The following is a 25,166-nucleotide window of genomic DNA, read 5'->3' as shown; positions in this document are numbered from 1 at the left end:
AAAGAAAAATCAGTTTGTCTAAACAAGGCTGTTGGCCGCACCCTGCGCGTCCCCTCGCTGCCTGGCCTGTCCCGATGTGGATTGCCGCTACCGTCGCCGGCCTCTTCGCGGGCGCCGGCCTGATCATCGCCATCGGCGCACAGAATGCCTTCGTGCTGCGCCAGGGCCTGCAACAACGTCATGTGGGCAGGGTGGTGCTGGCCTGCGCCGGCGCGGATATCGCGTTGATCCTGGCCGGCGTGGGCGGCATGGGCGCGCTGGTGCTGCAGTGGCCGTTGCTGCTGCAGGTGCTGCGCTTCGGTGGTGCGGCCTTCCTGCTCTGGTATGGCCTGCAGGCGGGCCTGCGCGCGTGGCGAGGTGGCAGCGCGCTGGCCGCCGCCGAGGCGCAGGGCGGCAGTGGGCGCCAGGTACTGCTGACCTGCCTGGCCTTCACCTTGCTCAACCCGCATGTCTACCTGGACACGGTGGTGTTGCTCGGCAGCCTGTCGACGCGCTATCCGGGCGATCTGCGCTGGGCCTTTGCCGCCGGTGCGTGCGTGGCCAGTGTGGCCTGGTTCTGTGCACTGGGCTATGGCGCGCGGCTGCTGCAGCCGGTGTTCCGCAGGCCGTCTGCGTGGCGGGTGCTGGATGCAGGCGTGGCGATGTTCATGCTCTGCCTTGCCATGCTGTTGCTGTTGCGTCCGCTCTAGGCGGCATCCACCGCGCACAACGGTGTTTCGCCCGGGCGCAGGGTCAGCACGCGCACGCCGCTGCCGGTGACCGCGACGGTATGCTCGAACTGCGCCGACAGCTTGCCGTCGCGGGTGTAGACCGGCCATTCGTCCGGCTGCTGGCGGATGGCCGGCTTGCCCTGGTTGAGCATCGGCTCGATGGTGAACACCATCCCTTCTTCCAGCACCACGCCGGTGTTGGGATGCCCGTAGTGCAGGATCTGCGGTTCCTCATGCATCTCCTGGCCGATGCCGTGGCCGCAGTACTCCTTCACCACGCTGTAGCCGTGGCTGCGTGCGTGGCGGGCGATGGCGTGGCCGATATCGCCCAGGCGTGCGCCGGGGCGCACCGCGGCGATGCCTTTCCACATCGCCTGGTAGGCGGTCTGCACCAGCCGGCGCGCGGCGTAGTCGACCTCACCGACCAGGTAGGTGGTGCTGGAGTCGGCGATGTAGCCGTTCTTTTCCAGGGTGATGTCGAGGTTGACGATCTGGCCGTTGCGCAGCACGTCGGTGGTGCTGGGCACGCCGTGGCAGATGACGTTGTCGATCGAGGTATTGAGCACGTACGGGAAACCGTACTGGCCCTTGCTGGCCGGCCGCGCCTGCAGCTCATCGACGATCATGCGCTCGACGAATTCGTTGATCTCCATCGTGCTGCGGCCCTGCAGCGGCAGCTGGTCGAGTGCGGCGAACACCTGCGCCAGCAGGCGACCCGATTCGGCCATCAGCGCGATCTCGTCGGGGCGCTTGATGATGCCCATCGGCTCAGACCTGGCCCGGAGGCAACAACGGCGGCTGCACGCCGGCCGCGCGCAGCTCGCTGGCGACGATGTCCTGGAAACTCAGCGTCGGGTTCATCTCGCACAGCATGCCGACCCGGATCCAGAAGTTGGCCTGGGCGTTGATCGAACGGCTGGAGACGGTGCAGGCACGGCGCAGCTGGTCGTGCAGGGTGTCATCGATGTTGACGATGCCCATGGGTGGCCCTCGAGTATGAATATACGAATCGTATATGTTCCGTATATCCATCTCAAGCCGACGTCATTCAGTCCGTGTGGGTGGCGAAGCGCAGCCGGTTGCCATCCGGGTCGCGCAGCAGCATTTCGCGGCTGCCCCATTCGGTGTCATGCGGGGGCTGCTCGATTGGGACGTTGGCGGCACCGAAGGCGCGGTGCAGGCTGTCGACGTCGTCAACGATGAAGTACACCGCGCCGCCGACCTCGCAGTCGCCGCTGTGTTCGGTAAGGAAGATCGTCTGGCCGTCGCGGGTGAGCTGGGCAAACAGTGGGAAGCCGGGTTCGAAGCGATGTTCCCAGTCGACCACGAAGCCCAGCCCCTGCACGTAGAACGGCAGGGTGGTGTCGGCGTGGCGCATGCGCAGTTGCGGGATGACGGTCTGGGGCATGGCGAGGGCTCCTGGGGTAGGCGCCCAGTGTAGTGCCGGCCGCTGGCCGGCATTGGTCTGGTAGATGCCAACCTCGGTTGGCATTGCCGGCCAGCGGCCGGCACTACCGAAGCCACGCCGGCCCGCGGCCGGCATTACCGGCGCGGTCAGCAGGCCGTCGGTACGGCGGCGATTGCCGCCAGCAGTTCGCGGTTCACCTGCTGGTGACGCGCCTGCCAGGCGGGAAGATCATCGGCGCTGATGTCCGGCTGGCCATCCAGCGACGACAGCCAGCGCTTGAAGCGGCTCTGGTAGGTGGCCAGCGACACCTCGCCGGTGATGTCACTGCCGACCAGGCCGCCGGCACGCAGCGCTTCGATCACCACCAGCGCGTCTTCCAGCTGGAATCGGCCCTGGTCCCAGTTGCTGCGCGCGACGTCCTCGGCGAACACGTCCTTGTCGATCGACAGGTAGGCCGGCTGCGGCGACTTGGCCTGTTCGGCAGCGAACGCGGCCACCAGCGCTTCGGGGTGCTCGAAGCGGCGGAACGCGTGGCCCATGCCGAGGCGATGGCCCCAGCTGACATCCACGTCCATGCACCAGTACGTCAAGCGACCGCCCAGCAGCGGGCGCCAGTGGTTCTCCCAGGCATGGCCGAGGCCGATGTCGCTGGAGGTAATGCCGAGCACATGGATGTGCGAGATCTGCGGCAGCTTGCTGGCGGCATTCACCCATGAGCCACAATGCATGCCGAACGGAAAACGCATGTTGTCCGGATGGTTGTCCAGCACTACCAGCTGGAACGGCACCTGTGTGCGCATGCGGCGCAACAGCGGCAGGCTGAGGTGATGGAAGTCGCCACTGCCCAGCATCACGGTGCCGAGCTGCGCGGGCAGCGGCGCCAGCACTTCGGCGGCGAAACGGTGCAGGGTGGCAGTGCTGCAGGCGAAGCGCAGCGGGTCGTGCCACTGCGGCAGGGCCAGGGTCTGCGCCTGGGGCAGCGGCAGCACGCCACCGTCCAGGTCGAGGATCAACGGAGAACGCAACGGCATCGTTCAACCGCCTCCATCGGGTTCGCCCTGCAGGTACGGGGCCAGCCGGCGCAGGGCGGCGCGCAGCAGCGGGGAACGGGCGTGGATCGCGTGCCGGGTGGAGGTGAAGCGGGCGCCCAGTTCGGCCTTGATCCGCGAGTCGGTCCAGCCGGCCACGTAGTGGCTCAGGCCGTGCAGCAGCGCGTACTCGAGGTTGTGCATCCAGCTCACCGCGTACAGGTTGTGCTCGCGTGACTGCGGGTAGGCCAGGCCGATGTACTTGTCCACCAGCTTGCCGGCATGCACGTAGCACAGGTTCCAGCCGATCAGCTGCCCTTGGTGGCGGTACAGGAACATTCGTCCCTGGCCCTGGCTGTCGGCCAGCAGGTACTGGAAATAGGTCAGGTCGAGCTGGTCGAAATGCACCGCGCTCTGCGCATACACGCCCAGGTACAGCGCATACAGCTCGGCCAGCAGCCGTGGGTCGGCCAGGGCCGGATCACCGGTGGCGATGCAGTCGATCTGCAGGTCATCACGCGAACGGAGCTTGCGCCGGATGTTCTTGCGGCGCGAGGGCGACAGGCGGCCGAGGTAGCCATCGAGCGAATCGAAATCGATCGCCACCCAGGCAAGCGGCATGCCTTCCAGTTCAACGAAGCCGCGCGCCAGCAAGGCCTGCAGGAACGCCGCGCTGTGCGCATTGGACGCGTCGTCCAGCAGCGGTGAATCGATGGCCAGGTCCTTGACCACCAGCAGCCGGGTATCGCCGATCGCGTGACGCGTCACGTCCTCGGCCAGCGCCTCCGGCGCCACGTGCGCCGGCAGCGGGGTGTACTCGGTGCTGGTGGCGCCGACGAATCGGGTCTTCCAGGTGATCCAAGGCCGCCACAGGCGCGACAGCGGCAGGCCGAGCAGCTTGCTGCGCAGCGCGTCGTCCATCGTGGTGGTCAGGTCCAGCGGCGCACGGAAAGTCGGCAGGCCGCTGGGAAGGCGGCCTGCCTCGAATCCGAGCGGCGGATGGGCCAGGAAGCCCTCCAGCAGCGCGGCCGGTTCCAGCGCGGTGCTGGATGCGCGTGACGTCATCTCCATCGGCACGGGAACCGGCAGCCCATCCAGCCTCAGCCCTTGGCCTTGGTCAGCGCCTGGTCGAGCAGGGTGATCGCCAGGTCGATCTCTTCGTAGCTGATGTCCAGCGACGGCGCGAAGGTGATCACGTTCTTGTACCAGCCACCCACGTCGAGCACGAGGCCCATGCGCTTGCCGTCGTGCAGGAGGTCACCGGCCAGGCCGATGTCGACCATGCGGTCCAGCAGTTCCTTGTTCGGGGTGTAGCCGTCGGCCTGGCAGATTTCGGCGCGCAGGGCCAGGCCCAGGCCGTCGACGTCGCCGATTTCCGGGTGGCGCTTCTGCAGGCCACGCAGGCCGTCGAGGAAGTACGCGCCCTTTTCCGGCACGGTGCGCTCGTAGTCCATTTCCTTGCCCAGCTTCAACACTTCCAGGCCCAGGCGGGTGCCCAGCGGGTTGGAGTTGAAGGTGGAGTGGGTGGAACCCGGCGGGAACACGGTCGGGTTGATCAGCTCTTCGCGTGCCCACAGGCCGGACAGCGGGTTCAGGCCGTTGGTCAGCGCCTTGCCGAACACCAGCACGTCCGGGGTCACGCCGAAGTGCTCGATCGACCACAGCTTGCCGGTACGCCAGAAGCCCATCTGGATCTCATCGACCACCATCAGGATGCCGTACTTGTCCAGCACGCGCTTGAGGCCGGTGAAGAAGTTGCGCGGCGGAATGACGTAGCCGCCGGTGCCCTGGATCGGCTCGACGTAGAACGCGGCGTACTCGGCCTGGCCGACCTTGGGGTCCCACACGCCGTTGTACTCGCTTTCGAAAAGGCGCTCGAACTGCCACACGCAGTGGTCGGAATACTCGTCCGGGGTCATGCCCTTCGGGCGACGGAAGGGGTACGGGAACGGGATGAACATCGCGCGCTCGCCGAAGTGGCCGTAGCGGCGGCGGTAGCGGTAGCTGGAGGTGATCGACGAGGCACCCAGGGTGCGGCCGTGGTAGCCGCCTTCGAAGGCGAACATCAGGCTCTTGCCGCCGCGCGCGTTGCGCACGATCTTCAGCGAGTCTTCAATGGCCTGCGCGCCGCCGACATTGAAATGCACGCGACCGTCGAGGCCGAATTTCTCGTGCATGTCCACGGCAATGGTCTTGGCCAGCTGCACGCGGGTCGGATGCAGGTACTGGCTGGCGACCTGCGGCAGGGTGTCGATCTGGTCCTTCAGCGCGTCATTCAGGCGTTTGTTGCTGTAGCCGAAGTTGCAGGCCGAGTACCACATCTGCAGATCGAGGTAGGGCACGCCCGCACCGTCGAACATGTAGCTGCCTTCGCCGCGCTGGAAGATCTTCGGCGGGTCGACGTAGTGGACGGTATCGCCGAAGGAGCTGTAGCGGGCTTCGTCGGCCAGCAGCTGCGCGTCGGAGGCAGCGGCGTCGGCGTTCTTGTCAAAAATGTTCATGCAGTTCGGTTCCGTGAAGGACGTTCGAAAGGGGCGACGGGGGAGCGTGCTTGGAGGGAGTGCTCAGGCGGTGGCCAGCAGCGGGGGCAGTGCGGCGGGCTGCGGGCGGGCGTCGATGCGACGTGGCTGCAGCAGGCTGCCATCGAGCAGGCGCGGCAACAGTGCGACTGCATCGTGGAAGGTGTCGATGGCGGCATGCTCGATGCCGGCATTCGTGCAATGGGTAATCAGGCGGCGCTTGGCGAACACGAAGTCGGCGTCTTCGGACACGCAGAAATCCGAGCTGCCGTCACCGATCATCAGCACGCGCGGTGCTTCGTTGGCGCGCGCCTGCGCGGCGCAGGTGCACTTGCAGGTGCCACTGCGGCAGCCTTCGGCCTGGTAGGGCGACTCCAGTTCCCAATGGTCTTCGCACCAGCGCAGGTGGTTGGCCACCACCGGCAGCTGCGACAGGCCGTGGTTGGCCAGGATGCGGTGGATCGCATAGTCCAGGCCGTCACTGACGATGCGCAGCGGCAGGCCCAGCTGTTCGGCATGGCTGACAAAGGCGGCGAAGCCCGGGTCGATCTGTACCTGGTCCAGGTGCGCGTCGAGCGTGGCCGGGTCCAGCTTCAGCAGCCGCACCTGGCCCTGCATGCATTCACGCGAGCCGATCTTTCCCGCTTTCCACTGGTCTTCCAGTTCCTGCCAGCCCGGCTGGCCGTACTTTTCCAGCAGCGAGTCGATGACATCTTCGAGGCTGATGGTGCCGTCGAAGTCACACAGGATGCTCCAGTGCATGGGCAGGTCCGTCGATGATAGAAACGCCCGGCCCGATGCCGGGGCAGGCTCAATGTAGGCAGGCCGCCTTTCTCGTTCCTTTCCTGTTGAAAGGCTCTTCTGACAGGCTGGGAAAACGTTCAGGAAGGTGCACGGATGAATGCGCGGAGGGCAGGCCACGCGTGCACGTTCGGGTCAGGCGCGGGCCAGGACCTGCAGGATTTCGGCCGTGTCTTCACGGGTCTGCCAGGCGCTGCTGCCCAGGGTCAGCATGCGTGCGGCGAAGTCGCGCGCGTTGGGCATGTCGTCCTGCGGCACGATGCCGCGCAGGTACGTGTAGTCGGGCAGGGCATGGATGAACATGCGGCTGGCGCCGAGACCACGTGGCCACAGGTCTTTCAGCACGGCATCGCGGGCGCGCTGGCTGGGCAGCAGCAGCATCAGCAGTGGCCAGGTGCCACCGCTACCGGCGAGGCCGTCGACCACTTCTACGGCTGGCAGCTGTGCCAGCTGCACGCGCAGCTGCAACGCACGCAGGCGACCGGCCTGCAGGAACGCCGGCAAGCGCCGCGCGGCACGCGCGCCGATGTTCTGCCGCCAGTGGCTGACCCGGTGCTGCGGTATATCAAGCGGGAAAATGTCACCGACCGCTTCTTCCAGATCGTCGCGTTGAAGCGCACTGCGCAATGGATTGCCATACACCAGCGACAGCAGCGAAGGGCGATAGCAGGCAGCAAGGCCGATCAACTGCACGCTGCGCAGCAGCTCCCAGCGCAGGCTGGAGCGAACGTGCTGGACGGCATGTTCGGCCAGCGCAGCACGCAGTTCGTCGTCACGGCTGACCAGCAGGCCGCCTTCGTGCAGGCTCAGGCCCTTGCCGGCGGCCAGGCTGAAGAATCCGATATCGCCGCGCAGGCCGACACTGGTGTTGCCGACCCGTGCGCCGAGTGCCTGTGCGGCATCCTCGATCACCCAGGCGCCGGCGTTGCGGGCGACTTCGCAGGCCAGTTCGACATCGGCGATGCGCCCGCCCAGGTGGGTCGGCAGGATCGCCAGCGTGCGCGCATCGGCCAGACGCCTGAGCTGGCCGGGATCAAAGTCGAAGTGACCACGACGGGTATCGCACAGTTGCACGCGCAGGCCCAGGCTGTGCACCGCGATCGGCACCAGCGGGCAGGTATAGGCCGGCATGATCACGGTGTCGCGCCTTGGCGCGCGCTTGCGCAGCGTACGCAGCGCGATCAGCAGTGCATGCGTGCCGGAACAGGTCAGCTGCAGTGGCGGTGTGCCGAGCTGGCTGGCCAGGACTTCGCGCAGGTCGCCACCACCGGGCAGGAAATCGCTGGCCTGAATCGGCAGGCCAGCGGTAGGTGGCAGTTCGCGCGCGAACAGGCTCATCGCAGCCCGCTCACGACGCGCTTTCGGCGGGACTGTGCGGGTCGTCCGCTTCAGCGCGGCCGAGGCAGACGATGCCGGCCACAATCAGTACCGCACCGAGCAGATGGTGCAGGGTCAGTGGCTCGTTCAACAGCCACGCCGACAGCAGCAGCACGCTGATCACTTCCAGGTGCGAGGCCGCGAACGCCGGGCCGATCGGCGCATGGCGCAGCAGGCTCATCCAGGTGAAGAACGCACCCACGTAGCCGAGGATGGCGCCATACACCCACGGCTGCGACAGCACGCGCAGCAGCCAGGCGGTGTTGGCCTCGACCGGCAGCGCGGCGTCACCGGCGTACTTGAAGCACAGCTGGGCCAGCGTGTCGAAGGCCATCAGCAGCGGGAAACCGATCACATACAGGCGCCTCATGAGCCGCCCCCCACCACCGCCACGCCCGCGGTGACCAGCAGCATGCCGGTCACCCGCAGCGGCGTGAGCTTCTCGCGGAACAGGAAACGACCGGCGATCATCAACGCAACGATGTTGATCGAGCCCAGCAGCACGCCCTTGGACAGCGGCACCAGCGACAGGAACGCAATCCAGGCCACGAACTCGAGCACGTAGCAGGCGATGCCGATCCACAGCCAGGGGCGGCTGAGCATGTGTTTCCAGCGTTGCAGTCCTTCGCCTTCCTGCGGATCGCTGGCGGCGGCCTTGAAGGCGAGCTGGCCACCGGTATCGAGTACCACATTGGCCAGCCACAGCAGGGTGGCGAGTGCCCCCATCTCAGGCCACCGCCTTGAGCACGCCCGTGCGTTCACCGATCTCGGTGAAAAAGCGCGCGCTGCGACGGATCACATCGCGGCGTTCGCGATCGATGGTGATCATGTGGTAGCTGTCTTCCAGCACCACCAGTTCCTTCGGGCCGCTGACCCGCGACATCACCAGCTCGGCGTTGCCCATGCTGGCCACATCGTCTTCGCGGGCGTGCATCACCAGGCACGGTGCGGTGACCTGGTGCAGGTGGCGGCGGGTCCAGTTGCTCAGCGCACGCATCTCGGCCAGCGCATGCCAGGGATTGCCCGGCAGGCCGGCGGCGGCGCTGTCGCCGGACAGCATGGCGGCGCTGACCTGCGCGCGCAGGCGCTCGTCGCGCAGGCCGTACGGCGGTTCTTCCATGAACATGCGGTCGCGGCCGATGTTGAAGCGCTTGAACCACGGCAGCAGGAACGAGAAGCGGGCCACGGCGGGAATGTTCCAGCCGTCGTAACGGAAAGTGGCGCCGTACACGCCCACGCCGGACACCCACTCCGGGCGACGTGCCGCCAACGCCAGCGAGAGTACCGCGCCCATCGACAGTCCACCCACGAACAGCTGGTCGACCTTGCCGCGCAGGGCGGCCGCCGCATCTTCCACGCCCTGGTACCACTGTTCCCAGGTGGTCGCCAGCAGGTCATCCACGGTGCCGCAATGGCCGGGCAGCTGCACGCCGTGCACCGTGAAGCCGGCATTGTTCAAGCCCTTGCCCAGCATGCGCATTTCCGCCGGGGTGCCGGTCAGGCCATGGACCAGCAGCACGCCCTGGGGGCCACCGGGGAGGAAGAAGTCGTGCGATTCGGTCACCTGGCGGCTCCGGGACGGCAGTGGGGATGGCAGGATCGCAAGCGCGATTTTCACCAGCCTTTCAGCGCGCCGGGCCGGGTCAGGGGGCCTTCAGCAGCGGCAGCGTGATGGCGACCTTGAGCCCCCCGCCCGGGCGGTTGAGGAAGCTCAGGCGGCCGCCGAAGTGCTCTACCGCCTCGTGCGCGATGGCCAGGCCGAGGCCGGTGCCGCTGGCAGCGGTGCCCGGCGCCCGGAAGAAGCGCTCGCCCAGCCGTGGCATCACGTCGTCGGGCACGCCGGGGCCGTTGTCTTCCACATAGAGTTCGACATCATTGTCGTCCAGCGCGTGCACGCCCACCGTGACGGTCGCATTGCGGCCGGCATAACGCAGGGCGTTGTCGATCAGGTTGTCCAGCGCCTCCTGCAGCATGGCGCCGTTGCCGAGCACACGCAGCGGATGGGGGCTGCCGCGGTAGCCGAGGTCGATGCCATCGCGGATCGCCTCCGGCACGCGCATGCCAACCCACTGCGGCACCAGCTCGCACAGGTCCAGTGCTTCCACGGTATCGGGCACGGTCTGCGCCCGGCTCAGCGCCAGCAGCTGGGTGCTGACCCGGGCAGTGCGCTGGTTGAGCCGGCGGATGTGCTGCAGCGCCTCGCGCACCGTATCGGGGTCACCGTGTGCCAGCGCCTGGTCCACGTGCAGGGCCATGCCCGCCAGCGGCGAACGCAGCTGGTGCGCGGCATCGGCAATGAAGCGGTTCTGCAGGGTGATCATTTCCGCCTGGCGGGCAAACAGATCGTCGATGGTGCTGATCAGTGGCTGGATCTCCTCCGGTACGTCGGCGTCGGAGATCGGTGCCAGTTCGCCACGGCGCTGCGCCAGGCGGGTCCTCAGCGGCGTGAGGATGCGCAGGCCGTAGGTCACGCCGAACCAGACCAGTGCTGCGGTGCCCAGCGCCAGCATGGTCATCAGCGGGATGATGATCATCAGGATCTCGCGCGCCCGCTGTCGGCGGTCGGCCATGCTCTCGGCCACGGTCACCGCCAGCTGGTCCTGCGGATCGTTCATCGCCTGCGTGCAGACCGTGGCCATGCGCACCTGCTGGCCATTGAGGTTGCCGTCGTACAGCGCCGGATGCACGCCGGTGCAGTCCTGAGAAGGGGCATACGGGCTGAAGTCGGCATTGCCGCTGAGCGTACCCATGCGGCTGCTGTCGACGTTGAAGTAGCGATGGCCGTCGGGGTCGTACTCGATCAGGAAGCGCGCCTGCGGCGACAGGTCGCTGGTCACCGGCATGGTGCTCAGCATCTGCGCGAACGAATGCGTGTCGTCGATCAGGTTGCGGTCGTGGATGCGGTTGGAATAGTCCAGCGCAACGTAGTAGGCCAGGATCGTGTTGAAGGTGAGCAGACCCAGCATCGGCAGCGCCAGGAAGGCGAGCAGGCGCCGGCGCAGGCTGGGCGGTCCACTGATCACGGGGTGCTGTCGTCCTGCACGTCTTCCAGCATGTAGCCCAGCCCGCGCACGGTGCGGATGCCCATGCCGCCGGGCTGCAGCTTGCGGCGCAGGCGGTGCAGGGCGATGTCCAGACCGTTGTCGGTCAGGTCCTGGCCCCAGTCGCACAGCGCTTCCACCAACTGCGCGCGTGACACGATGCGCTCGGCGCGCACTGCCAGTGCCGACAGCAGGCCGAACTCGCGTGCGGTCAGTTCCAGCGACTGGTCGTCGATCCACACCCGATGCCCGGCCAGGTCGATGCGAAGGCGGCCGATGCGCAGGTCCGGGTTGCCATTGCTGGTGACCCGGCGCAGCTGGGCGCGCACGCGCGCTTCGAACTCGTCCAGCGCGAACGGCTTGACCAGGTAGTCATCGGCACCCAGGTCGAGCACACGCACGCGCTCGGCCAGGCCGTCACGGGCGGTCACCACCAGCACTGCGAGGCCATCACCGCGCTGGCGCAGGCGCTGCAGCACGTCGCGGCCATCCAGCTGCGGCAGCCCCAGGTCCAGTACCAGCAGCGCGTACTGCGTCGAGCCCAGTGCAGCATCGGCGTGCGCACCGTTGTCGACGTGGTCGACCACGTGCCCCTGCCGGCGCAGCGAGGCGCACAGGCCGGAGGCGATATCCGGGTCGTCTTCAGCAATCAGAACGCGCATGCGCGGGGCTCCTGTAACGGTCAGGCCCACCGGATGGACGGGGTGGGCCTCTCGGCTGCCGAGGGTAGCCGCAAACCGGCTGCAGGTGGAGCGCGCCGGCACCTCCCGGCACCGTCGCGCTGTCCCTCCATTCAGTCCTGCAGGCCCGGCTCACCCAGCGCCAGCGGCACCCGCGAACCATCCAGCAGGCCACGGCTGAGCTTGCCACCCTCGATGAACAGCAGTTCGCCGTTCTCGCCGTTCTTGATGCTGCTGTCGATGGCGATCACGCGGTCGCCGTGGAAGCTGCTGACGTGCGGCATCGAGGTATGGCCAACCACGATGCGCTTGAGCTGCAGGCGGTCGAGCACAGCCTGCACACCCGCGGTGTCGAGGCGGCCATCGAAATAGCCGCGGTACCAGATCGGGCTGGTCTTGCCGTCATACAGCGGTGCGGTGGCCGGGTCGGCCTTCACTTCGGCCTTGGGCAGGCCCAGCGAGGCCTGGTAGGCCGCGTTGGTGCGTGCCGGGTCCAGCGCCAGCTGCACCGCCTCGGGCGAGATGCCGCCGTGCAGGAACAGGGTATCGCCGATCTTCAGCAGCACCGGGCGGGTGCGCAGCCACTGGCCGATCACCGAGTCGGCGCCATACAGTTGCGGGTAGCTGCGGCCGAGCAGCTGGGCGCTGCGCAGGTATTTCGGGTTGACGTAGCGCAGGTCGTCGTACAGCACCATGGTCTCGTGGTTGCCGAGCACGAAGTGCACCGCGCCGCCGGCGGCGGCCGCCTGCTGCTGCAGGCCATACAGCAGCCAGAAGGCTTCGGTTACCTGCGGGCCGCGGTCGAACACATCGCCGGCGATGACCAGGGTGTCCTTGCCCAGCGCCCAGCGGTCCTGTGCGTCGATGACCTTGTGGGCACGCAGCAGGCGCACCAGCAGCCCGTACTGGCCGTGGATGTCGGACAGCGCCACGATGCGCGGCACGGCCGGCAGCACGGAGACCGAAGGTGCATTCGGGGCGGCCACGTGCACGCTGTGTTCGTAGCCGCAACGCGGGGCGATGTCGGCGCCTGCGGCCTGCGTGGCAAGTGTGTGCGACTCGACCTTGTCGTCGCAGATCCAACTGGCCTGCAGCTGGTTGCCCTGGCGGAACACATAGGGGCCATCGGCCTGCACGTGGTCGGCGGGCGCGGCAACCTCACGGGCCTGCGTGGTTGCTGTGGCGCAGGCCAGCAGCGGCAACAGCAGGGCGGTCAGCAGGGAAGGGCGACAGCGCGACATCGGCGGCATCCAGCGGCGGAAACATCCGATGCTAACCGGCGCGGGCGTCCGTCGGTGTGCGCGAATGGGCGGATCAGGTGTCGCGCCCGTCGCCCTTGAGCTTGCGCACGCGGGTGGCAGTGGGCTGAAGCGGCTGGCCATCGCGCCCGCGCGGCTGCATGTAGGGCAGCGGCCGCCGCGTCGCCAATTCGATCAGCTGCGAATGGGCTTCGCCTGCACCGAAGCGATGGCGCTCCCCCCACTGGCGCAGTGCGACCAGCAGCGGGAACAGTTCCAGGCCTGCGGCGGTGAGCACGTACTCCTGGTAGGCCGATCCATCGGAGGCTGGCTGCAGCTGCAGGATGCCGGCCTCGACCAGCCGGCGCAGGCGGTCGCTGAGGATGTTGCGCGCCGCGCCGAGGCTGCGCTGGAAATCACCGAAGCGGGTGATGCCGTCGAACGCGTCGCGGATCACCAGCAATGCCCAGCGGTCACCGAGCAGGTCGGCACTGCGGGCTACAGGACAGGGGCTGTCGGCGTGCATGCTGGGTATCTCCGAATGTGGTTGCAGTTTAAAACCAATGGCGATAGCCTGCATCTGGTTTCAAATTGCAACCAAAAATGAGTGCCGCATCTATTCCCCGCCCGTTGCTGGTCCTGCTTGCGGTTGCCGCAGGCGCCAGCGTCGCCAACGTCTACTACGCGCAGCCGCTGCTGGATCAGCTTGCACGCGCCTTTGCGCTGGACCGGGCCGTGGCCGGCGCAGTGCTGGCTGCCACCCAGGCCGGCAGCGTGCTGGCGTTGCTTGGCCTGCTGCCGCTGGCGGACCGCGGCGACCGGCGACGCCTGCTGCGGCTGCAGTTGATCGCGCTGGTGCTGGCCCTGTTGTGGCTGGCGGCGTCACGCACGGCGAGCTGGCTGTTGTCGGGCATGCTGCTGGCAGGCTTGCTGGGCACCGCGCTGACCCAAGGCCTGATTGCCTATACCGCCATGCTGGCACCGCCCGAGCAGCGCGGTCGCGTGGTTGGTGTGGTGCAGGGCGGCGTGTTCATCGGCCTGCTGCTGGCGCGCGTGGTGTCCGGTACGGTGGCGGCGGCCTTTGGCTGGCAGAGGGTCTACCTGCTGTCAGCGGTGGTGATGGCGGCGTTGGCGGCGCTGCTGTGGCGGCGCCTGCCCGCAGTACCGGTGCCGTCGGTCCCTCCACGCTGGCGCGAGCTGCTGGGCTCGATGCTGGGCATGCTGCGCCGCGATCGAACGCTGCGCGAGCGCGGGCCGCTGGCATTGCTGCTGTTTGCCGGCCTCAATGTGTTCTGGGCGGCGGCACCCTTGCCGCTGTCGGCACCGCCGCTGCACTGGTCAACCGCAGCCATCGGCGCGCTCGGCCTGGCCGGCGTGGTCGGTGCGCTGATGGCGGCGCGGGTCGGACACTGGATGGACCGTGGTTTCGCGCATCGGGTCAGCCTCGGCGCGCTGTTGTTGATGCTGGTCGCGTGGTGGCCGCTGCTGGGCCTGCCGCATTCGCTGTCCCTGCTGTTGCTGGGTGTGGTCGTGCTCGACCTGGGCGGCCAGGCACTCCATGTCTCGAACCAGGCATCGTTGCTGCGTGCACCGGCAGAACAGCATGGGCGCCTGGTGGCGTTGTACATGCTGTTCTATGCGGTGGGCAGCGGTGCGGGAGCGGCGGCGGGGCCCTGGATGCAGGTGCGGCATGGCTGGCCCGCAGTGTGCCTGCTGGGGGCGGGCATCGCGTTGCTGGCGCTGCTGTGGTGGGCAGCATGGCGGGTGGTGGCGTTCAATGCATCGGCTGGCGCGCGAACCGGTAGAGTCGACTGTCGGTAGAGTCGACTGTCAGTCGACTGCTCTTCGTTCCGACGGCGAAAAATCCCGCGCTGCGCGCGATAGTCGACCAGCGGTCGACTCTACCTGTCCTGCCGTCATCGCTGCAGTGCACGCCGCCCCGGGGCTTCCTGCAGGTCCGCGCTGGCGACCACCACGCGGTTGCGGCCGCTGCGCTTGGCCTCGTACATCGCCGCGTCTGCGCGTGCCATCAACCGCTCGTAGTCCGGATGACCATCGTGACCGGCCACGCCGATGCTGGCGGTCAGTTCCAGCACCTGGCCATTGGCCAGCGCTACCGGTGATTGTGCGATCTGCCGGCGCAGGCTCTCGGCGATCACGGTCGCCTGCGACTCGCTGGCGGCCACCAGCACCACCACGAATTCTTCGCCGCCATAGCGGAACAGGTAGTCGCTGCCACGCGTGAGCTGGCCGAGCAGGCCGGCCACGTGCTGCAACGCACGGTCGCCGGCATCGTGGCCATGGCCGTCGTTGATTGCCTTGAAATGATCCAGGTCGAGCAGCAGCAGCGAGAACGGTGTGCGGTTGCGCGTGGCCAGCTCGATCTCCCTGCGCAGCACGGTGGGCAGGAAGCGACGGTTGAGCAGGTTGGTCAGCGCGTCGCTGCCGGCATCCAGTTCGCCGATGCGCTCGAACAGCAGCGTCATCAGGGTGCGGATGGCGGCCAGGTCCTCGCGGATGGCCGGCAGCACCGCCAGTCGCTGCGCCGGAGCATCGCCACTCGCGCGCTGCAGGTGGCCGTCAATGCGGGCCATCAACTGGCCCACCTGCTGCGTTTCGCTGCTTTCGCCGAAGCTGGAGATGCCCTTGTGGGTGAACCACAGGCCGAACTCCGAGGTGGCCAGGCTGGCGTTGTCGCTGGCCTGCACGTGGCCGGCGAGGGCGTAGAGCAGGGCGTTCTCCCAGTCCAGCAGCAATGCGCGCTGGCGCTCGCGTTCGGTACCGACGTTCTGTACCAGCGAGAACAGCCGGTAGGCGGCGTCGGCACGGGTGGAGCGCTCGCGCGCATGGGTGTAGGCCAGGGTCATGCCTTCCATGGCGATGTCCATGATCGCGCTGAAGCAGGCGATGGCGGCGAACGCGGTCGCGCTGTCGGGCGCGTCGTCCCGCAGGCGCACGAACAGCTCGTGCTTGAGCACGCGCGCACCGCGGGTGACCAGGTCGACCGGGATGCCGACCCGTGCGTGTACGTCGCCGATCACCCGCTGCGAGGCGACCGTGGTGGCGATGCCAGCGGCGTCGGTGGTCAGCAGCTGTACCAGCCAGCGCTGCATGGCCGGCTGCAGGCGCTGCTTGACCTGGTCGTGGGACAGGAAGCGGCGTGCGCGCCCGTCGTGCAGCAGCACTTCGTAAAAGCGCTGGGCCAGCGCGGGTGGGGCATCGGTGGCAGCGGCCTTGAGCAGCGCGGTGGCGGCAGGGCCGGCCTGTAGCAGGCATTGCTGCCAGGCCTCGGCCAGCGGCTGGCTGGCATCGTCCAGTTGGGGTGGTTCCACGTCGATCTCTGACTGCGTACGGCAAACCACGGGTATCGGCCGCGGCGGCATACGGTTGATGGCGGGGTAGCCGGGCAGTTTACGCGCGGTGCAGGCTTGCACGGTGCGCAAAGCACATCGACGCCGCTGCGGCAATGAGTGAACGCATTTGAGAATCACTCGCATTGATGGGAGAATGCGCGCACGGAGCGGGCTGCAGGTGCCTGCAGGACGGCTCCGCCTCCCCCCCCTCGTCGTTGCCTCAAGCCCTTTGCCAGAGGCCCCGCAGCCCTGCCAGAAGGTCCTGATCATGTCTCCTGCCGTTGTCCATTCGCCGCGCCCGCTGGCGCTTGCCGTTGCCGCCCTGCTGGCGGGCAGCGCCCTGACCGCCCAGGCCGAAACCGACGCCACCGATATCGACACGGTGCACGTCACCGCCTCGCAGATCGCGCGCCAGGCACTGGGCACCTCGACCATCACCGCCGAGGATATCGCCCGGCGCCCGCCAGCCAACGACATCGCCGAGCTGTTGCGGACCATGCCGGGCGTCAACCTGACCGGCAACAGCGCCTCGGGCCAGTACGGCAACAACCGCCAGATCGACCTGCGTGGCATGGGCCCGGAAAACACCCTGATCCTGGTCGATGGCAAGCGCATCGGCGCACGCGATGCCGTGCGCATGGGGCGCAGCGGCGAGCGCAATACCCGCGGTGACACCAACTGGGTGCCGGCGGAAATGATCGAGCGCATCGAAGTGCTGCGCGGCCCGGCGGCGGCACGCTATGGCTCCGGTGCCTCCGGCGGCGTGGTCAACATCATCACCAAGCGCCCGACCGGTGACCTGACCGGTGCGGTGGACCTGTATGGGCTGGTGCCCGAACACAGCGCCGAAGGTGGCAGCGAACGCGTCGGCCTGCAGCTGAGTGGGCCGATGACCGACACCCTGTCGTTCCGCCTGTACGGCAATCTCAACAAGACCGACGCGGACTCGCTGGAGCTCAACCGCCAGTACGCTACCAACCCCAACGCGGTGCCGCCGGCCGGCCGCGAGGGCGTCAAGAACCGCGATGTCAACGCGCTGCTGCGCTGGGACGTGACCGCCAACCAGGTGGTGGAGTTCGAAGCCGGCACCAGCCGCCAGGGCAACATCTACGCTGGTGATCGCGCGGTCAGCACCACCGGTACATCGACCGGTGTTGACCTGGCGGCACTGGCCGAGGGCGAAGCGGAGACCAACCGCATGTACCGCAACACCGGCGCGATCACCCATCGTGGCCGCTGGGGCGACGTGACCTCGCGGGTGACGGCCGCGGTGGAGGCGGTGAACAACTCACGCATCAACGAAGGCCTGGCCGGTGGCCCGGAAGGCAGCTTCAACGGCAGCGACTGGTCGACCTCGCGACTGCGCAACTACCAGCTGGACGGCGAAGTGAGCTTCCCGGCCACGCTGGGTGGTGCCGAGAACATCTGGACGCTTGGCTTTGAATACCTGGACAGCCGCCTGACCGACCCGTACTCGATGAGCCAGTCCAGCAGCAGCGGCGGCGGCATCCCGGGGCTGTCGGCCGATCGTGCGCGGGGCAAGGCCGATGCGCAGACCACCGCCGTGTTCGTCGAAGACAACATCTACCTGGGTGAGCGCTGGATCGTTACCCCGGGCCTGCGCTTCGACCACCACAGCCAGTTCGGCAACAACACCAGCCCCAGCCTCAACGCGCAGTTCCGCATCAACGGCGACTGGGTGGTGAAGGGCGGCATCGCCCGGGCGTTCAAGGCGCCGAACCTGTACCAGTCGAATCCGGACTATCTGTATTACACCCGTGGCAATGGCTGCCCGAATGCACTGCCGAGCCTGGGCTCCGGCTGCTACATGCGCGGCAATGCGGACCTGAAGGCGGAAACCAGCCTGAACAAGGAACTCGGCATCGAGTGGGCACCGCAGAGCGGCTGGCAGGCCTCGTTGACGTACTTCCATAACGACTACAAGGACAAGATCCAGGCCGGCTACACCCAGATCGCCCTGACTGCCGACACCAGGGGCCGCATCTTCCGCTGGGAGAACGCGCCGAAGGCGATCGTGCAGGGGCTGGAAGGCAACCTGGTAATCCCGCTGCTGGGCGAGCAGGGCAACCGCCTGAAGTGGAGCAACAACTTCACCTACATGGTGGAGAACGAGAACAAGCGCACCGGCCAGCCGCTGTCGGTGATTCCGAAGTACACCGTCAACACGATGCTGGACTGGCAGGCCACCGACAAGCTGTCGCTGCTGCTGACCGGCACGTTCTACGGCAAGCAGAAGCCGGCCACTACCAACATCAACAATGATCCGCGCTGCACCGGCACCTGCGACCCATCGATCGCACTGCAGGATCGCGGTGCATACAACATCTGGGGCGTGAGCGCGCGCTACAAGGTGACCGAGACGGTCAGCTTCGGCTTCGGCGTGAACAACCTGGCCGACAAGCGCCTGTTCCGCGAGGCCAACAGCAGCGATGCCGGCGCGGCGACCTACAACGAGCCGGGCCGCGCGTACTGGGCCAGCCTGCGCTTCGGGTTCTGACCCGATGAGGCCTGCGCCGGGGCGTTCCCCGGCGCAGCCTGAAGGCTACTTCACCTGCCGGCAATCGCGCAGGTGGACGCCACCGGTGTCCATCTTGTCGACCACGCCTTCCAGTTTCACCCAGTCGTTCTCGCGCAGGGTGGCGCCCAGCGCCATCTGATCCGGCGCCAGCGCACAGTGCACGGTGAAGTTGGCATTGTTGTCGTCGTTCGACTGGCGTCCGCCGATGCCACCGATGCCCTTCATTTTGGTGACCAGATAGCCCACCTCGAAGGTCTTGGCAAAGCGGTTGGGCTGGGCGGTGTACACCTGGCCATCGATGATGAAACGACGGCCGAAATACTTGACGAGCAACGGCTGGTACATCGCATCGGTATCCGGCGGGGTGCTGGTGCCGGAGAACAGCGCCCTGAGCGGTGCGGTGTTGATTTCCCGCTGCAGCCGCTTGGCGTCCTTGCCCATTTCGGTGGACATGCCGACCGCAGTGGCCTGGATCGGCTTGTCGAAACCGCTGGAGACACGCACGGCTTCCGCGATCGCCTCGCCTTCGGGGCCGGTCTTGAGCTTGTCCAGCCAGCCACACAGCGCGCTGCGTGCGTCCTCTTCCTTGGCGGTCTGCCCGCGTGACAGCTTGGTGCCAACCACCACGTTGCCGCCATTGGAGGCGGTGATGATGCTGACCAGCGGCATCTTGGTGTCGGTCTGCAGCACGTACATCTGGCCTTCGGTCTCGGTGATGACATCTCCGCTGACGAAGTTGTTGCCCTCATCAAGCGCTGCCTTGCGCAGCTGGCCCAGGGCGCTGCGGGGCTTCAGGCCGGGGAGGGTGACTTCGGAGGTGAAGAACTGGCCATTGCGGGGATCGCCTACCGCCTGGAAGTTCTGCTGGCAGGTCTTGGCCGAGGCGCTTGCGGCCGTGCCCAGCGCGCAGGCCACGGCGACGGCGACCCAGGGGGTCTTGGTAGTCCACATGTTCCGGATTCCTTGTGCTTGGGTGTCCATTGCGGGCAGCAACGCCGAAGCGGTCCGGCTGCCCGTTCCCCATCCAGAGGGGATGCGGTCATCATAGTGTGGCCCGGCACGGGCGCAAGCTGCGGCGAGCCGCGACGTGCAGTCTGCAATGTTATAAACACCGTGATAGTTTCCCCACGGCCGCCGGCGTAGCCTGCCTCCATCGCAAAGGAGCTGTTGCCATGGGCCACGACCACGATCACCTGCCATCCGAGATCCGCCACGAGAAACCCTTGTGGTGGGCGCTCGGCCTGACCTCCACCTTCCTCGTCATCGAAGTGGTGGGCGCGTTCTGGACCAACAGCCTGGCGCTGTTGTCCGACGCGGCACACATGGCCACCGATGCTCTGGCATTGATGATCGCGCTGGTCGCGGTGCGGCTGAGCCGGCGCCCGCCGGATGCGCGTCGCACCTACGGCTATGCGCGCCTGGAAGCGCTGGGCGCGATGATCAACGGCGCGATGCTGTTCGTGGTTGCCGGCTACATCCTGTGGGAAGCCGTCGGGCGCTTCAGCAAGCCGCAGGAGATCGCCTCCACCGGCATGCTGGTGATCGCCTCGGCCGGCCTGGTCATCAACCTGATCTCGATGCGCCTGCTGCAGGCCGGCAGCGGCGAGAGCCTCAACGTGAAGGGCGCCTACCTGGAAGTATGGGCGGACATGCTCGGCTCGGTGGCGGTGATTGCGGGTGCGGTGCTGATCCAGTTCACCGGCTGGAAGCCGATCGATCCGATCCTGGCGGTGCTGATCGGCCTGTGGGTATTGCCGCGCACCTGGGTGCTGATGCGCGAGGCGATCAACGTGCTGCTGGAAGGCGTGCCCAAGGGCATGGACGTGGCCAAGGTGCGCGACAGCCTGTCCAGCCATGCCGCGGTAATGGACGTGCATGACCTGCACGTGTGGGCGCTGGCCTCCAGCACGCCGGCGCTGACCGCGCATGTCGTGATGCGCGACGGCACCGATGCCGATGCGCTGCGCCGTGAGCTGAGCGGGCGCCTGCACGATGACTTCGGCATCGAGCACGTGACACTGCAGCTTGAAGCGGACCACTGCGGCGAAGCCTGTGGTGAGCCGGCGCCGGTGAAGGGCGGCGAGCATGAGGGCCATGAGGGGCACGACCACGACGAGGACGCGCAGGGCCATCGCGGTCACGTGCATCGTTGAATGGGATGTGCCGTCACGCGGATCGGGTGAAACCGGCCGGGCAAAACCGCATGGATGAAACCGCTTGGACGAAACCGACCGGGCGAAACCGCCTTGGTAGAGTCGACTGTCAGTCGACTGCTCTCCGCCGAGGCTGCGACGAAGCCCGCGCTGCGCGCGTTAGTCGACTGACAGTCGACTCTACCCTGTCGTCCCGACGCGACCGTGCAGGCTGCATCCGTCGAGAACAGCGAAGGTCATTCGTCCCGTCGCGAGGCCAGCCGATCCGCCAGCCGGGTCGGCTCCGGCAGCCGGTAACCGCGCAGGGTGCGCTGCACCCAGTCCAGCGCGGTATCGGCACTGACCCGATGGCCGCCGGCCACGAACAGCGGCTTGCAGCGCACCTTGCTGCGCAGCACCCAGCCGAGCTGCTCGTCACCGTCCATCAATGGCGTATGCGCGCCTGCTTCGGCACCTGGTTCGACGAACCGGCCCACCAGTTTCGACTTGGCCACGCCGATGCTCGGCAGGTCGGTGACCACGCCCAGATGCGCGGCCACGCCCAGTCTGCGCGGATGGCTGATGCCGTGGCCATCGACGAACACCAGATCCGGCGCCCGCGGCAGCAGTGCCAGCGCGGCCAACAACGCTGGCAGCTCGCGGAAGCTGAGCAGGCCGGGAATGTACGGCATCACCGTGGGAATGCGCGCTATTTCCTGCGCCACGGGCTGCAATGTCTTCGCATCCAGCAGGACCGCTGCGGCGCGGGTGGTGGCACCGTTGTCCTCAAAGCCCACATCCAGCCCGGCCAGCCAGCGCACGTCGTTGGGCAGGCGGTCCTGGCGCTCCACGCGGCCGGCCAGCTGGAGCTGCTGCGCGCGGGCCGCGGCGACGCTGCCTTCCCAGCGCCCGGGGTCGATCACCGTATTCATTGGCTGGAGCATCGCATGCGCGGCGCCACGGCACGGTGAGCGGCCGCCGGGGCTACAATGGCGGCCTGCCTTTCCTCGCGTTGGAGACCCTGCAGTGACCCGTAAACTCGTACTGTTGCGCCATGGCCAGAGCCAGTGGAACCTGGACAACCGCTTCACCGGCTGGGTCGACGTCGACCTGACCGAGCAGGGGCGCCGGGAAGCGGCCGCCGCCGGTCGCCTGATGCGCGAGGAAGGCCTGCAGTTCGACGTGGCCCATACCTCCGTACTGAAGCGCGCCATCCACACCCTTCAGGGTGCGCTGGCCGAGCTGGAGCAGGACTGGCTGCCGGTGAACAAGTCCTGGCGCCTCAACGAGCGTCACTACGGCGGCCTGCAGGGCCTGGACAAGGCCGAGACCGCCGCCAAGCACGGCGAGGAGCAGGTCAAGGTGTGGCGCCGTTCGTACGACATCCCGCCGCCGCCGATGGAGCTGGAAGATCCGGGCCACCCGATCCATGACCGCCGCTACGCCGGCCTGGACCGCAACGCGCTGCCGGGCACCGAATCGCTGGCCACCACCCTGGATCGCGTGCTGCCGTACTGGCACGACGCGATCGCGCCGCAGCTGAAGGACGGCAAGACCGTGCTGGTCACCGCCCACGGCAACTCGCTGCGCGCGCTGTACAAGTACCTCAACAATGTCTCGCGCGAGGAAATCCTCGAGCTGAACATCCCGACCGGCATCCCGCTGCTGTTCGAACTGAACGACGACCTGACGGTGCAGTCGTTCCGCTACCTGGGCGACCCGGAAGCGGCGCGCAAGGCTGCTGAAGCCGTGGCCAACCAGGGCAAGGCGAAATAAGTAGATACCCACCGTTGGTGGGTATTCTTCTGCTGGGTGTGTGCGGACCAACGGTCTGCACACATCCGCTTGCGACCACGGGCGTTCCCCCTGTGACCTTTGGCCGGTCCCTGTCGTGGGCCTCCCCGGCTACCCTGTGAAATTACCCGCAGGAGAGCCTCATGAACGTCCGCAACCTGGTCCCGCTGGGCCTGACCATCGCCATCGCTGCCTCGCTGGCGGCCTGTGGCAAGAACGAAACCGCACCGGCGGCCGGTGCCGACGCCAAGCCGGCCTTCGACCTGTCGCAGATCAAGACGCCGCTGATCTCGCTCAACAGCGCCGACCTCGATCCGGCCATCTCGGCCTGTACCGACCTCAATGGCTTCGTCAACAGCAAGTGGCTGAAGGCCAACCCGGTGCCGGGTGACCAGACCACCTGGGGCAGCTTCGAGATCCTGCGCGAGCGCTCGCTGGAAGTGCAGCACGCGCTGGTGCAGCAGGCCGCCGCCAGCCAGGCCAAGGCCGGCTCGGTGGAAGCCAAGATCGGTGACATCTGGAAGACCGGCAATGACGAAGCCAAGATCGAATCCGCCGGCCTCGCGCCGCTGCAGCCGCAGCTGGACAAGATCACCGCGCTGAACGATACCGCCGCCATCACTCAGTACCTGCGCGACAGCCAGGCCGAGGGCAAGGGCGTGCTGTTCTCGCTGTTTGCCAATGCTGATTACAAGGATTCGGCCAACGTCATCGCCTACGTCGGCCAGGGCGGCCTGGGCCTGCCGGAGAAGGGCTACTACTTCGACGATGCGCAGGCCAAGATCCGCGACGCCTACGTGGCCTACATCGCGCAGGTGCTGACCCTGTCCGGCGTGGACGCTGCGCAGGCGGCCGAGCAGGCCAAGGCCGTGATGGCCTTTGAAACCCGCCTGGCCAAGGCCTCGATGTCGCGCATCGAAATGCGTGACCCGGCCAAGCGCTACAACCCGCTCAGCGCCGCAGACGCCGACAAGCTGACCCCGAACTTCAGCTGGACCGCGCTGTTCGACACCCTGAAGGTGCCGGCCGCACAGAAGTTCTCGCTGGCCCAGCCGGGCTTCTTCGGTGAAATGGACAAGATGCTGGCCGATGTGCCGGCCAGCACCTGGCAGGCCTACCTGCGCTTCCACACCATCGACGACGCCTCGCCGTACCTGAGCAGCCAGTTCGAGAAGGCCAACTTCGAGTTCTATGGCAAGACCCTGCGCGGCCAGCAGGAAATGCAGCCGCGCTGGAAGCGCGTGCTGGAGTCGGTCAACGGTGGCATGGGTGAAGCCCTTGGCCAGCTGTACGTCGACGCCGTGTTCCCGGCCGAGTCGAAGGTGGCCATGCAGCACCTGGTGGAGAACCTGTCGCAGGCATTGAAGGCGCGTCTGGAGCAGTTGCCGTGGATGGGCGAGGAAACGAAGAAGAAGGCACTGGAAAAGTGGGCCAGCTTCACCCCGAAGATCGGCTACCCGGACAAGTGGCGTGACTGGGCGGGCCTGCAGACCAACGGCGACAGCTACCTCGGCAACATGCAGGCAGCGCGTGCGTTCAACTACCGCTACATGCTGGACAAGATCGGCAAGCCGGTGGACAAGACCGAGTGGGGCATGACCCCGCAGACGGTCAACGCCTACTACAACGCCACCAAGAACGAGATCGTGTTCCCGGCGGCGATCCTGCAGGCGCCGTTCTTCGACGCCAAGGCCGATCCGGCGCTGAACTACGGCGGCATCGGTGCGGTCATCGGCCACGAAATGATGCACGGCTACGACGACTCGGGCAGCCAGTTCGCCGCCAACGGCAATTTCGACAACTGGTGGACCGACGCCGACCGCAAGGCCTTCACCGAGCGTACCGACCAGCTGGTTGCACAGTTCGATGGCTACGAGTCGGTGCCGGGCGTGTTCGTGAAGGGCAAGCTGACCCTGGGCGAGAACATCGGCGACCTGGGTGGCCTGACCGTGGCCTACGACGCACTGCAGATGGCGCTGAAGGAAGACCCGAAGGCGAATGTGGAAGTGGATGGCCACAGCCAGGACCAGCGCTTCTTCATGAACTGGGCCACCGTGTGGCGCCGCAACTTCACCGACGGTGAGCTGCGCGTACGCCTGAACACCGACCCGCATGCGCCGGCCAACTTCCGAGCCAACGGTGCACCGTCGAACATGCCGTCCTTCGCTGCGGCGTTCCAGTGCAAGGCAGGCGACGCGATGGTGCGTGCCGACGACAAGCGCGTGGTGATCTGGTAACCGATCACCCGTGATGCGTGATGCGAAAGGCCCGGCGAACGCCGGGCCTTTTGTTTGCCGGCACGATGACACCGGATCGGTAGAGTCGACTGTTAGTCGACTATCGCGCGCAGCGCGGGATTTCTCGATCTGGACGAAGAGCAGTCGACTAACAGTCGACTCTACCGCCGGGTCGTTTCACGTGCCGGGAGTCGACCAACCGGTTCGACGGAATCCGCTTGGTAGAGTCGACCGTTGGTCGACTATCGCGCGCAGCGCGGGATTTCTCGATCTGGACGAAGAGCAGTCGACTAACAGTCGACTCTACCG

At 67.1% G+C, this 25,166-nt stretch carries 24 protein-coding genes; 6 read left to right on the top strand and 18 right to left on the bottom strand.

Going from position 1 to position 25,166, the window contains the following annotated elements; all coding sequences use genetic code 11:
• Positions 1 to 74 precede the first annotated feature (74 nt).
• Positions 75 to 689 carry a LysE/ArgO family amino acid transporter gene (locus tag AC5P67_RS19875; protein ID WP_012479552.1) on the top strand — a complete coding sequence of 205 codons (615 nt, stop codon included), beginning with the start codon at positions 75 to 77 and terminating at the stop codon, positions 687 to 689.
• Here AC5P67_RS19875 and map read toward each other — a convergent pair.
• The 15 genes from map to AC5P67_RS19800 form a co-directional block, all read right to left on the bottom strand.
• A complete protein-coding gene (gene map / locus AC5P67_RS19870) occupies positions 686 to 1,468 on the bottom strand; it encodes a type I methionyl aminopeptidase (RefSeq protein WP_171956620.1) in 783 nt (260 codons plus the stop codon). The genes AC5P67_RS19875 and map overlap by 4 nt on opposite strands.
• A gap of 10 nt (positions 1,469 to 1,478) precedes the next feature.
• The gene (locus tag AC5P67_RS19865; RefSeq protein ID WP_005408659.1) at positions 1,479 to 1,691 is read right to left on the bottom strand and encodes a ParD-like family protein; all 213 of its coding nucleotides are present in this window, start codon (positions 1,689 to 1,691) and stop codon (positions 1,479 to 1,481) included.
• Positions 1,692 to 1,758: 67 nt separating this feature from the next.
• Complete coding sequence (locus AC5P67_RS19860; protein ID WP_024958234.1) at positions 1,759 to 2,118, bottom strand: bleomycin resistance protein; 360 nt, start codon at positions 2,116 to 2,118, stop codon at positions 1,759 to 1,761.
• 146 nt (positions 2,119 to 2,264) lie between these two features.
• Complete coding sequence (locus AC5P67_RS19855; protein ID WP_111189506.1) at positions 2,265 to 3,149, bottom strand: arginase family protein; 885 nt, start codon at positions 3,147 to 3,149, stop codon at positions 2,265 to 2,267.
• A 3-nt stretch (positions 3,150 to 3,152) separates the two neighbouring features.
• Positions 3,153 to 4,217 carry a GNAT family N-acetyltransferase gene (locus tag AC5P67_RS19850; RefSeq protein ID WP_495215139.1) on the bottom strand — a complete coding sequence of 355 codons (1,065 nt, stop codon included), beginning with the start codon at positions 4,215 to 4,217 and terminating at the stop codon, positions 3,153 to 3,155.
• 29 nt (positions 4,218 to 4,246) lie between these two features.
• Positions 4,247 to 5,647 (bottom strand): aspartate aminotransferase family protein, encoded by a 1,401-nt coding sequence (locus AC5P67_RS19845; protein ID WP_005408663.1) that lies wholly within the window; start codon positions 5,645 to 5,647, stop codon positions 4,247 to 4,249.
• Between the two features lie 63 nt (positions 5,648 to 5,710).
• Positions 5,711 to 6,427: an MtnX-like HAD-IB family phosphatase gene (locus AC5P67_RS19840; protein WP_111189508.1), complete on the bottom strand. Its 717-nt coding sequence runs from the start codon at positions 6,425 to 6,427 to the stop codon at positions 5,711 to 5,713.
• 174 nt (positions 6,428 to 6,601) lie between these two features.
• Positions 6,602 to 7,804, bottom strand: a complete 1,203-nt coding sequence (locus AC5P67_RS19835; RefSeq protein WP_111117906.1) for a DegT/DnrJ/EryC1/StrS family aminotransferase — start codon at positions 7,802 to 7,804, stop codon at positions 6,602 to 6,604.
• 10 nt (positions 7,805 to 7,814) lie between these two features.
• Positions 7,815 to 8,213, bottom strand: coding sequence for a DMT family transporter (locus AC5P67_RS19830; RefSeq protein WP_005408666.1), 399 nt, complete (start codon positions 8,211 to 8,213; stop codon positions 7,815 to 7,817).
• Positions 8,210 to 8,569 carry an EamA family transporter gene (locus AC5P67_RS19825; RefSeq protein ID WP_111117907.1) on the bottom strand — a complete coding sequence of 120 codons (360 nt, stop codon included), beginning with the start codon at positions 8,567 to 8,569 and terminating at the stop codon, positions 8,210 to 8,212. The genes AC5P67_RS19830 and AC5P67_RS19825 overlap by 4 nt, the downstream gene beginning before the upstream one ends.
• Position 8,570: 1 nt before the next feature.
• Positions 8,571 to 9,407: an alpha/beta hydrolase gene (locus tag AC5P67_RS19820; protein ID WP_005412675.1), complete on the bottom strand. Its 837-nt coding sequence runs from the start codon at positions 9,405 to 9,407 to the stop codon at positions 8,571 to 8,573.
• A gap of 79 nt (positions 9,408 to 9,486) precedes the next feature.
• Positions 9,487 to 10,866: a sensor histidine kinase gene (locus AC5P67_RS19815; RefSeq protein WP_005412674.1), complete on the bottom strand. Its 1,380-nt coding sequence runs from the start codon at positions 10,864 to 10,866 to the stop codon at positions 9,487 to 9,489.
• On the bottom strand, positions 10,863 to 11,546 hold the full coding sequence (locus tag AC5P67_RS19810; protein ID WP_076739576.1) for a response regulator: 684 nt from the start codon (positions 11,544 to 11,546) through the stop codon (positions 10,863 to 10,865). The genes AC5P67_RS19815 and AC5P67_RS19810 overlap by 4 nt, the downstream gene beginning before the upstream one ends.
• Positions 11,547 to 11,677: 131 nt before the next feature.
• The gene (locus AC5P67_RS19805; RefSeq protein WP_062606839.1) at positions 11,678 to 12,805 is read right to left on the bottom strand and encodes a metallophosphoesterase; all 1,128 of its coding nucleotides are present in this window, start codon (positions 12,803 to 12,805) and stop codon (positions 11,678 to 11,680) included.
• Between the two features lie 73 nt (positions 12,806 to 12,878).
• Positions 12,879 to 13,328 (bottom strand): winged helix-turn-helix transcriptional regulator, encoded by a 450-nt coding sequence (locus AC5P67_RS19800; RefSeq protein WP_062606841.1) that lies wholly within the window; start codon positions 13,326 to 13,328, stop codon positions 12,879 to 12,881.
• 77 nt (positions 13,329 to 13,405) lie between these two features.
• Between AC5P67_RS19800 and AC5P67_RS19795 the strand changes: the two genes are divergently transcribed.
• The gene (locus AC5P67_RS19795; RefSeq protein WP_049397956.1) at positions 13,406 to 14,623 is read left to right on the top strand and encodes an MFS transporter; all 1,218 of its coding nucleotides are present in this window, start codon (positions 13,406 to 13,408) and stop codon (positions 14,621 to 14,623) included.
• A 95-nt stretch (positions 14,624 to 14,718) separates the two neighbouring features.
• Here AC5P67_RS19795 and AC5P67_RS19790 read toward each other — a convergent pair whose 3' ends face one another.
• Entirely contained in the window at positions 14,719 to 16,134 is a 1,416-nt protein-coding gene (locus tag AC5P67_RS19790) for a GGDEF domain-containing protein (protein ID WP_111117915.1), read from the bottom strand.
• A 289-nt stretch (positions 16,135 to 16,423) separates the two neighbouring features.
• On the opposite strand from AC5P67_RS19790, the gene AC5P67_RS19785 reads away from it, so the two are divergent.
• Entirely contained in the window at positions 16,424 to 18,673 is a 2,250-nt protein-coding gene (locus AC5P67_RS19785; protein WP_099527864.1) for a TonB-dependent siderophore receptor, read from the top strand.
• Between the two features lie 45 nt (positions 18,674 to 18,718).
• On the opposite strand, the gene AC5P67_RS19780 is transcribed toward AC5P67_RS19785, so the two are convergent.
• Positions 18,719 to 19,645, bottom strand: a complete 927-nt coding sequence (locus tag AC5P67_RS19780) for a hypothetical protein (protein ID WP_005408676.1) — start codon at positions 19,643 to 19,645, stop codon at positions 18,719 to 18,721.
• A gap of 221 nt (positions 19,646 to 19,866) precedes the next feature.
• Here AC5P67_RS19780 and AC5P67_RS19775 point away from each other — a divergent pair, with 221 nt between their 5' ends.
• Complete coding sequence (locus tag AC5P67_RS19775) at positions 19,867 to 20,847, top strand: cation diffusion facilitator family transporter (RefSeq protein WP_099524884.1); 981 nt, start codon at positions 19,867 to 19,869, stop codon at positions 20,845 to 20,847.
• A 236-nt stretch (positions 20,848 to 21,083) separates the two neighbouring features.
• On the opposite strand, the gene nfi is transcribed toward AC5P67_RS19775, so the two are convergent.
• Positions 21,084 to 21,758: a deoxyribonuclease V gene (gene nfi / locus AC5P67_RS19770; protein WP_049397958.1), complete on the bottom strand. Its 675-nt coding sequence runs from the start codon at positions 21,756 to 21,758 to the stop codon at positions 21,084 to 21,086.
• Positions 21,759 to 21,852: 94 nt separating this feature from the next.
• Here nfi and gpmA point away from each other — a divergent pair, with 94 nt between their 5' ends.
• Together gpmA and AC5P67_RS19760 are read left to right on the top strand one after the other, a co-directional pair.
• Complete coding sequence (gpmA, locus tag AC5P67_RS19765; protein WP_005408679.1) at positions 21,853 to 22,602, top strand: 2,3-diphosphoglycerate-dependent phosphoglycerate mutase; 750 nt, start codon at positions 21,853 to 21,855, stop codon at positions 22,600 to 22,602.
• Between the two features lie 161 nt (positions 22,603 to 22,763).
• A complete protein-coding gene (locus tag AC5P67_RS19760; RefSeq protein WP_005412666.1) occupies positions 22,764 to 24,857 on the top strand; it encodes a M13 family metallopeptidase in 2,094 nt (697 codons plus the stop codon).
• Positions 24,858 to 25,166 lie beyond the last annotated feature (309 nt).

This window comes from Stenotrophomonas sp. YJH_SMC_21 (assembly GCF_059369555.1).
Note: the sequence above shows the minus strand (reverse complement) of the source record. Positions and strands in the feature narration are given on the sequence as shown.

What these genes read in the sequence shown, in the direction of transcription:
- AC5P67_RS19875 (WP_012479552.1), top strand. Translation starts at nt 75, where the DNA reads ATGTGGATTGCCGCTACCGTCGCCGGCCTCTTCGCGGGCGCCGGCCTG.
- AC5P67_RS19810 (WP_076739576.1), bottom strand. Translation starts at nt 11,546, where the DNA reads ATGCGCGTTCTGATTGCTGAAGACGACCCGGATATCGCCTCCGGCCTG.
- AC5P67_RS19840 (WP_111189508.1), bottom strand. Translation starts at nt 6,427, where the DNA reads ATGCACTGGAGCATCCTGTGTGACTTCGACGGCACCATCAGCCTCGAA.
- AC5P67_RS19865 (WP_005408659.1), bottom strand. Translation starts at nt 1,691, where the DNA reads ATGGGCATCGTCAACATCGATGACACCCTGCACGACCAGCTGCGCCGT.
- AC5P67_RS19845 (WP_005408663.1), bottom strand. Translation starts at nt 5,647, where the DNA reads ATGAACATTTTTGACAAGAACGCCGACGCCGCTGCCTCCGACGCGCAG.
- AC5P67_RS19825 (WP_111117907.1), bottom strand. Translation starts at nt 8,569, where the DNA reads ATGGGGGCACTCGCCACCCTGCTGTGGCTGGCCAATGTGGTACTCGAT.
- AC5P67_RS19860 (WP_024958234.1), bottom strand. Translation starts at nt 2,118, where the DNA reads ATGCCCCAGACCGTCATCCCGCAACTGCGCATGCGCCACGCCGACACC.
- AC5P67_RS19850 (WP_495215139.1), bottom strand. Translation starts at nt 4,217, where the DNA reads ATGGAGATGACGTCACGCGCATCCAGCACCGCGCTGGAACCGGCCGCG.
- nfi (WP_049397958.1), bottom strand. Translation starts at nt 21,758, where the DNA reads ATGAATACGGTGATCGACCCCGGGCGCTGGGAAGGCAGCGTCGCCGCG.
- AC5P67_RS19855 (WP_111189506.1), bottom strand. Translation starts at nt 3,149, where the DNA reads ATGCCGTTGCGTTCTCCGTTGATCCTCGACCTGGACGGTGGCGTGCTG.
- AC5P67_RS19805 (WP_062606839.1), bottom strand. Translation starts at nt 12,805, where the DNA reads ATGTCGCGCTGTCGCCCTTCCCTGCTGACCGCCCTGCTGTTGCCGCTG.
- AC5P67_RS19785 (WP_099527864.1), top strand. Translation starts at nt 16,424, where the DNA reads ATGTCTCCTGCCGTTGTCCATTCGCCGCGCCCGCTGGCGCTTGCCGTT.
- AC5P67_RS19830 (WP_005408666.1), bottom strand. Translation starts at nt 8,213, where the DNA reads ATGAGGCGCCTGTATGTGATCGGTTTCCCGCTGCTGATGGCCTTCGAC.
- AC5P67_RS19780 (WP_005408676.1), bottom strand. Translation starts at nt 19,645, where the DNA reads ATGTGGACTACCAAGACCCCCTGGGTCGCCGTCGCCGTGGCCTGCGCG.
- AC5P67_RS19835 (WP_111117906.1), bottom strand. Translation starts at nt 7,804, where the DNA reads ATGAGCCTGTTCGCGCGCGAACTGCCACCTACCGCTGGCCTGCCGATT.
- AC5P67_RS19775 (WP_099524884.1), top strand. Translation starts at nt 19,867, where the DNA reads ATGGGCCACGACCACGATCACCTGCCATCCGAGATCCGCCACGAGAAA.
- AC5P67_RS19795 (WP_049397956.1), top strand. Translation starts at nt 13,406, where the DNA reads ATGAGTGCCGCATCTATTCCCCGCCCGTTGCTGGTCCTGCTTGCGGTT.
- AC5P67_RS19760 (WP_005412666.1), top strand. Translation starts at nt 22,764, where the DNA reads ATGAACGTCCGCAACCTGGTCCCGCTGGGCCTGACCATCGCCATCGCT.
- AC5P67_RS19800 (WP_062606841.1), bottom strand. Translation starts at nt 13,328, where the DNA reads ATGCACGCCGACAGCCCCTGTCCTGTAGCCCGCAGTGCCGACCTGCTC.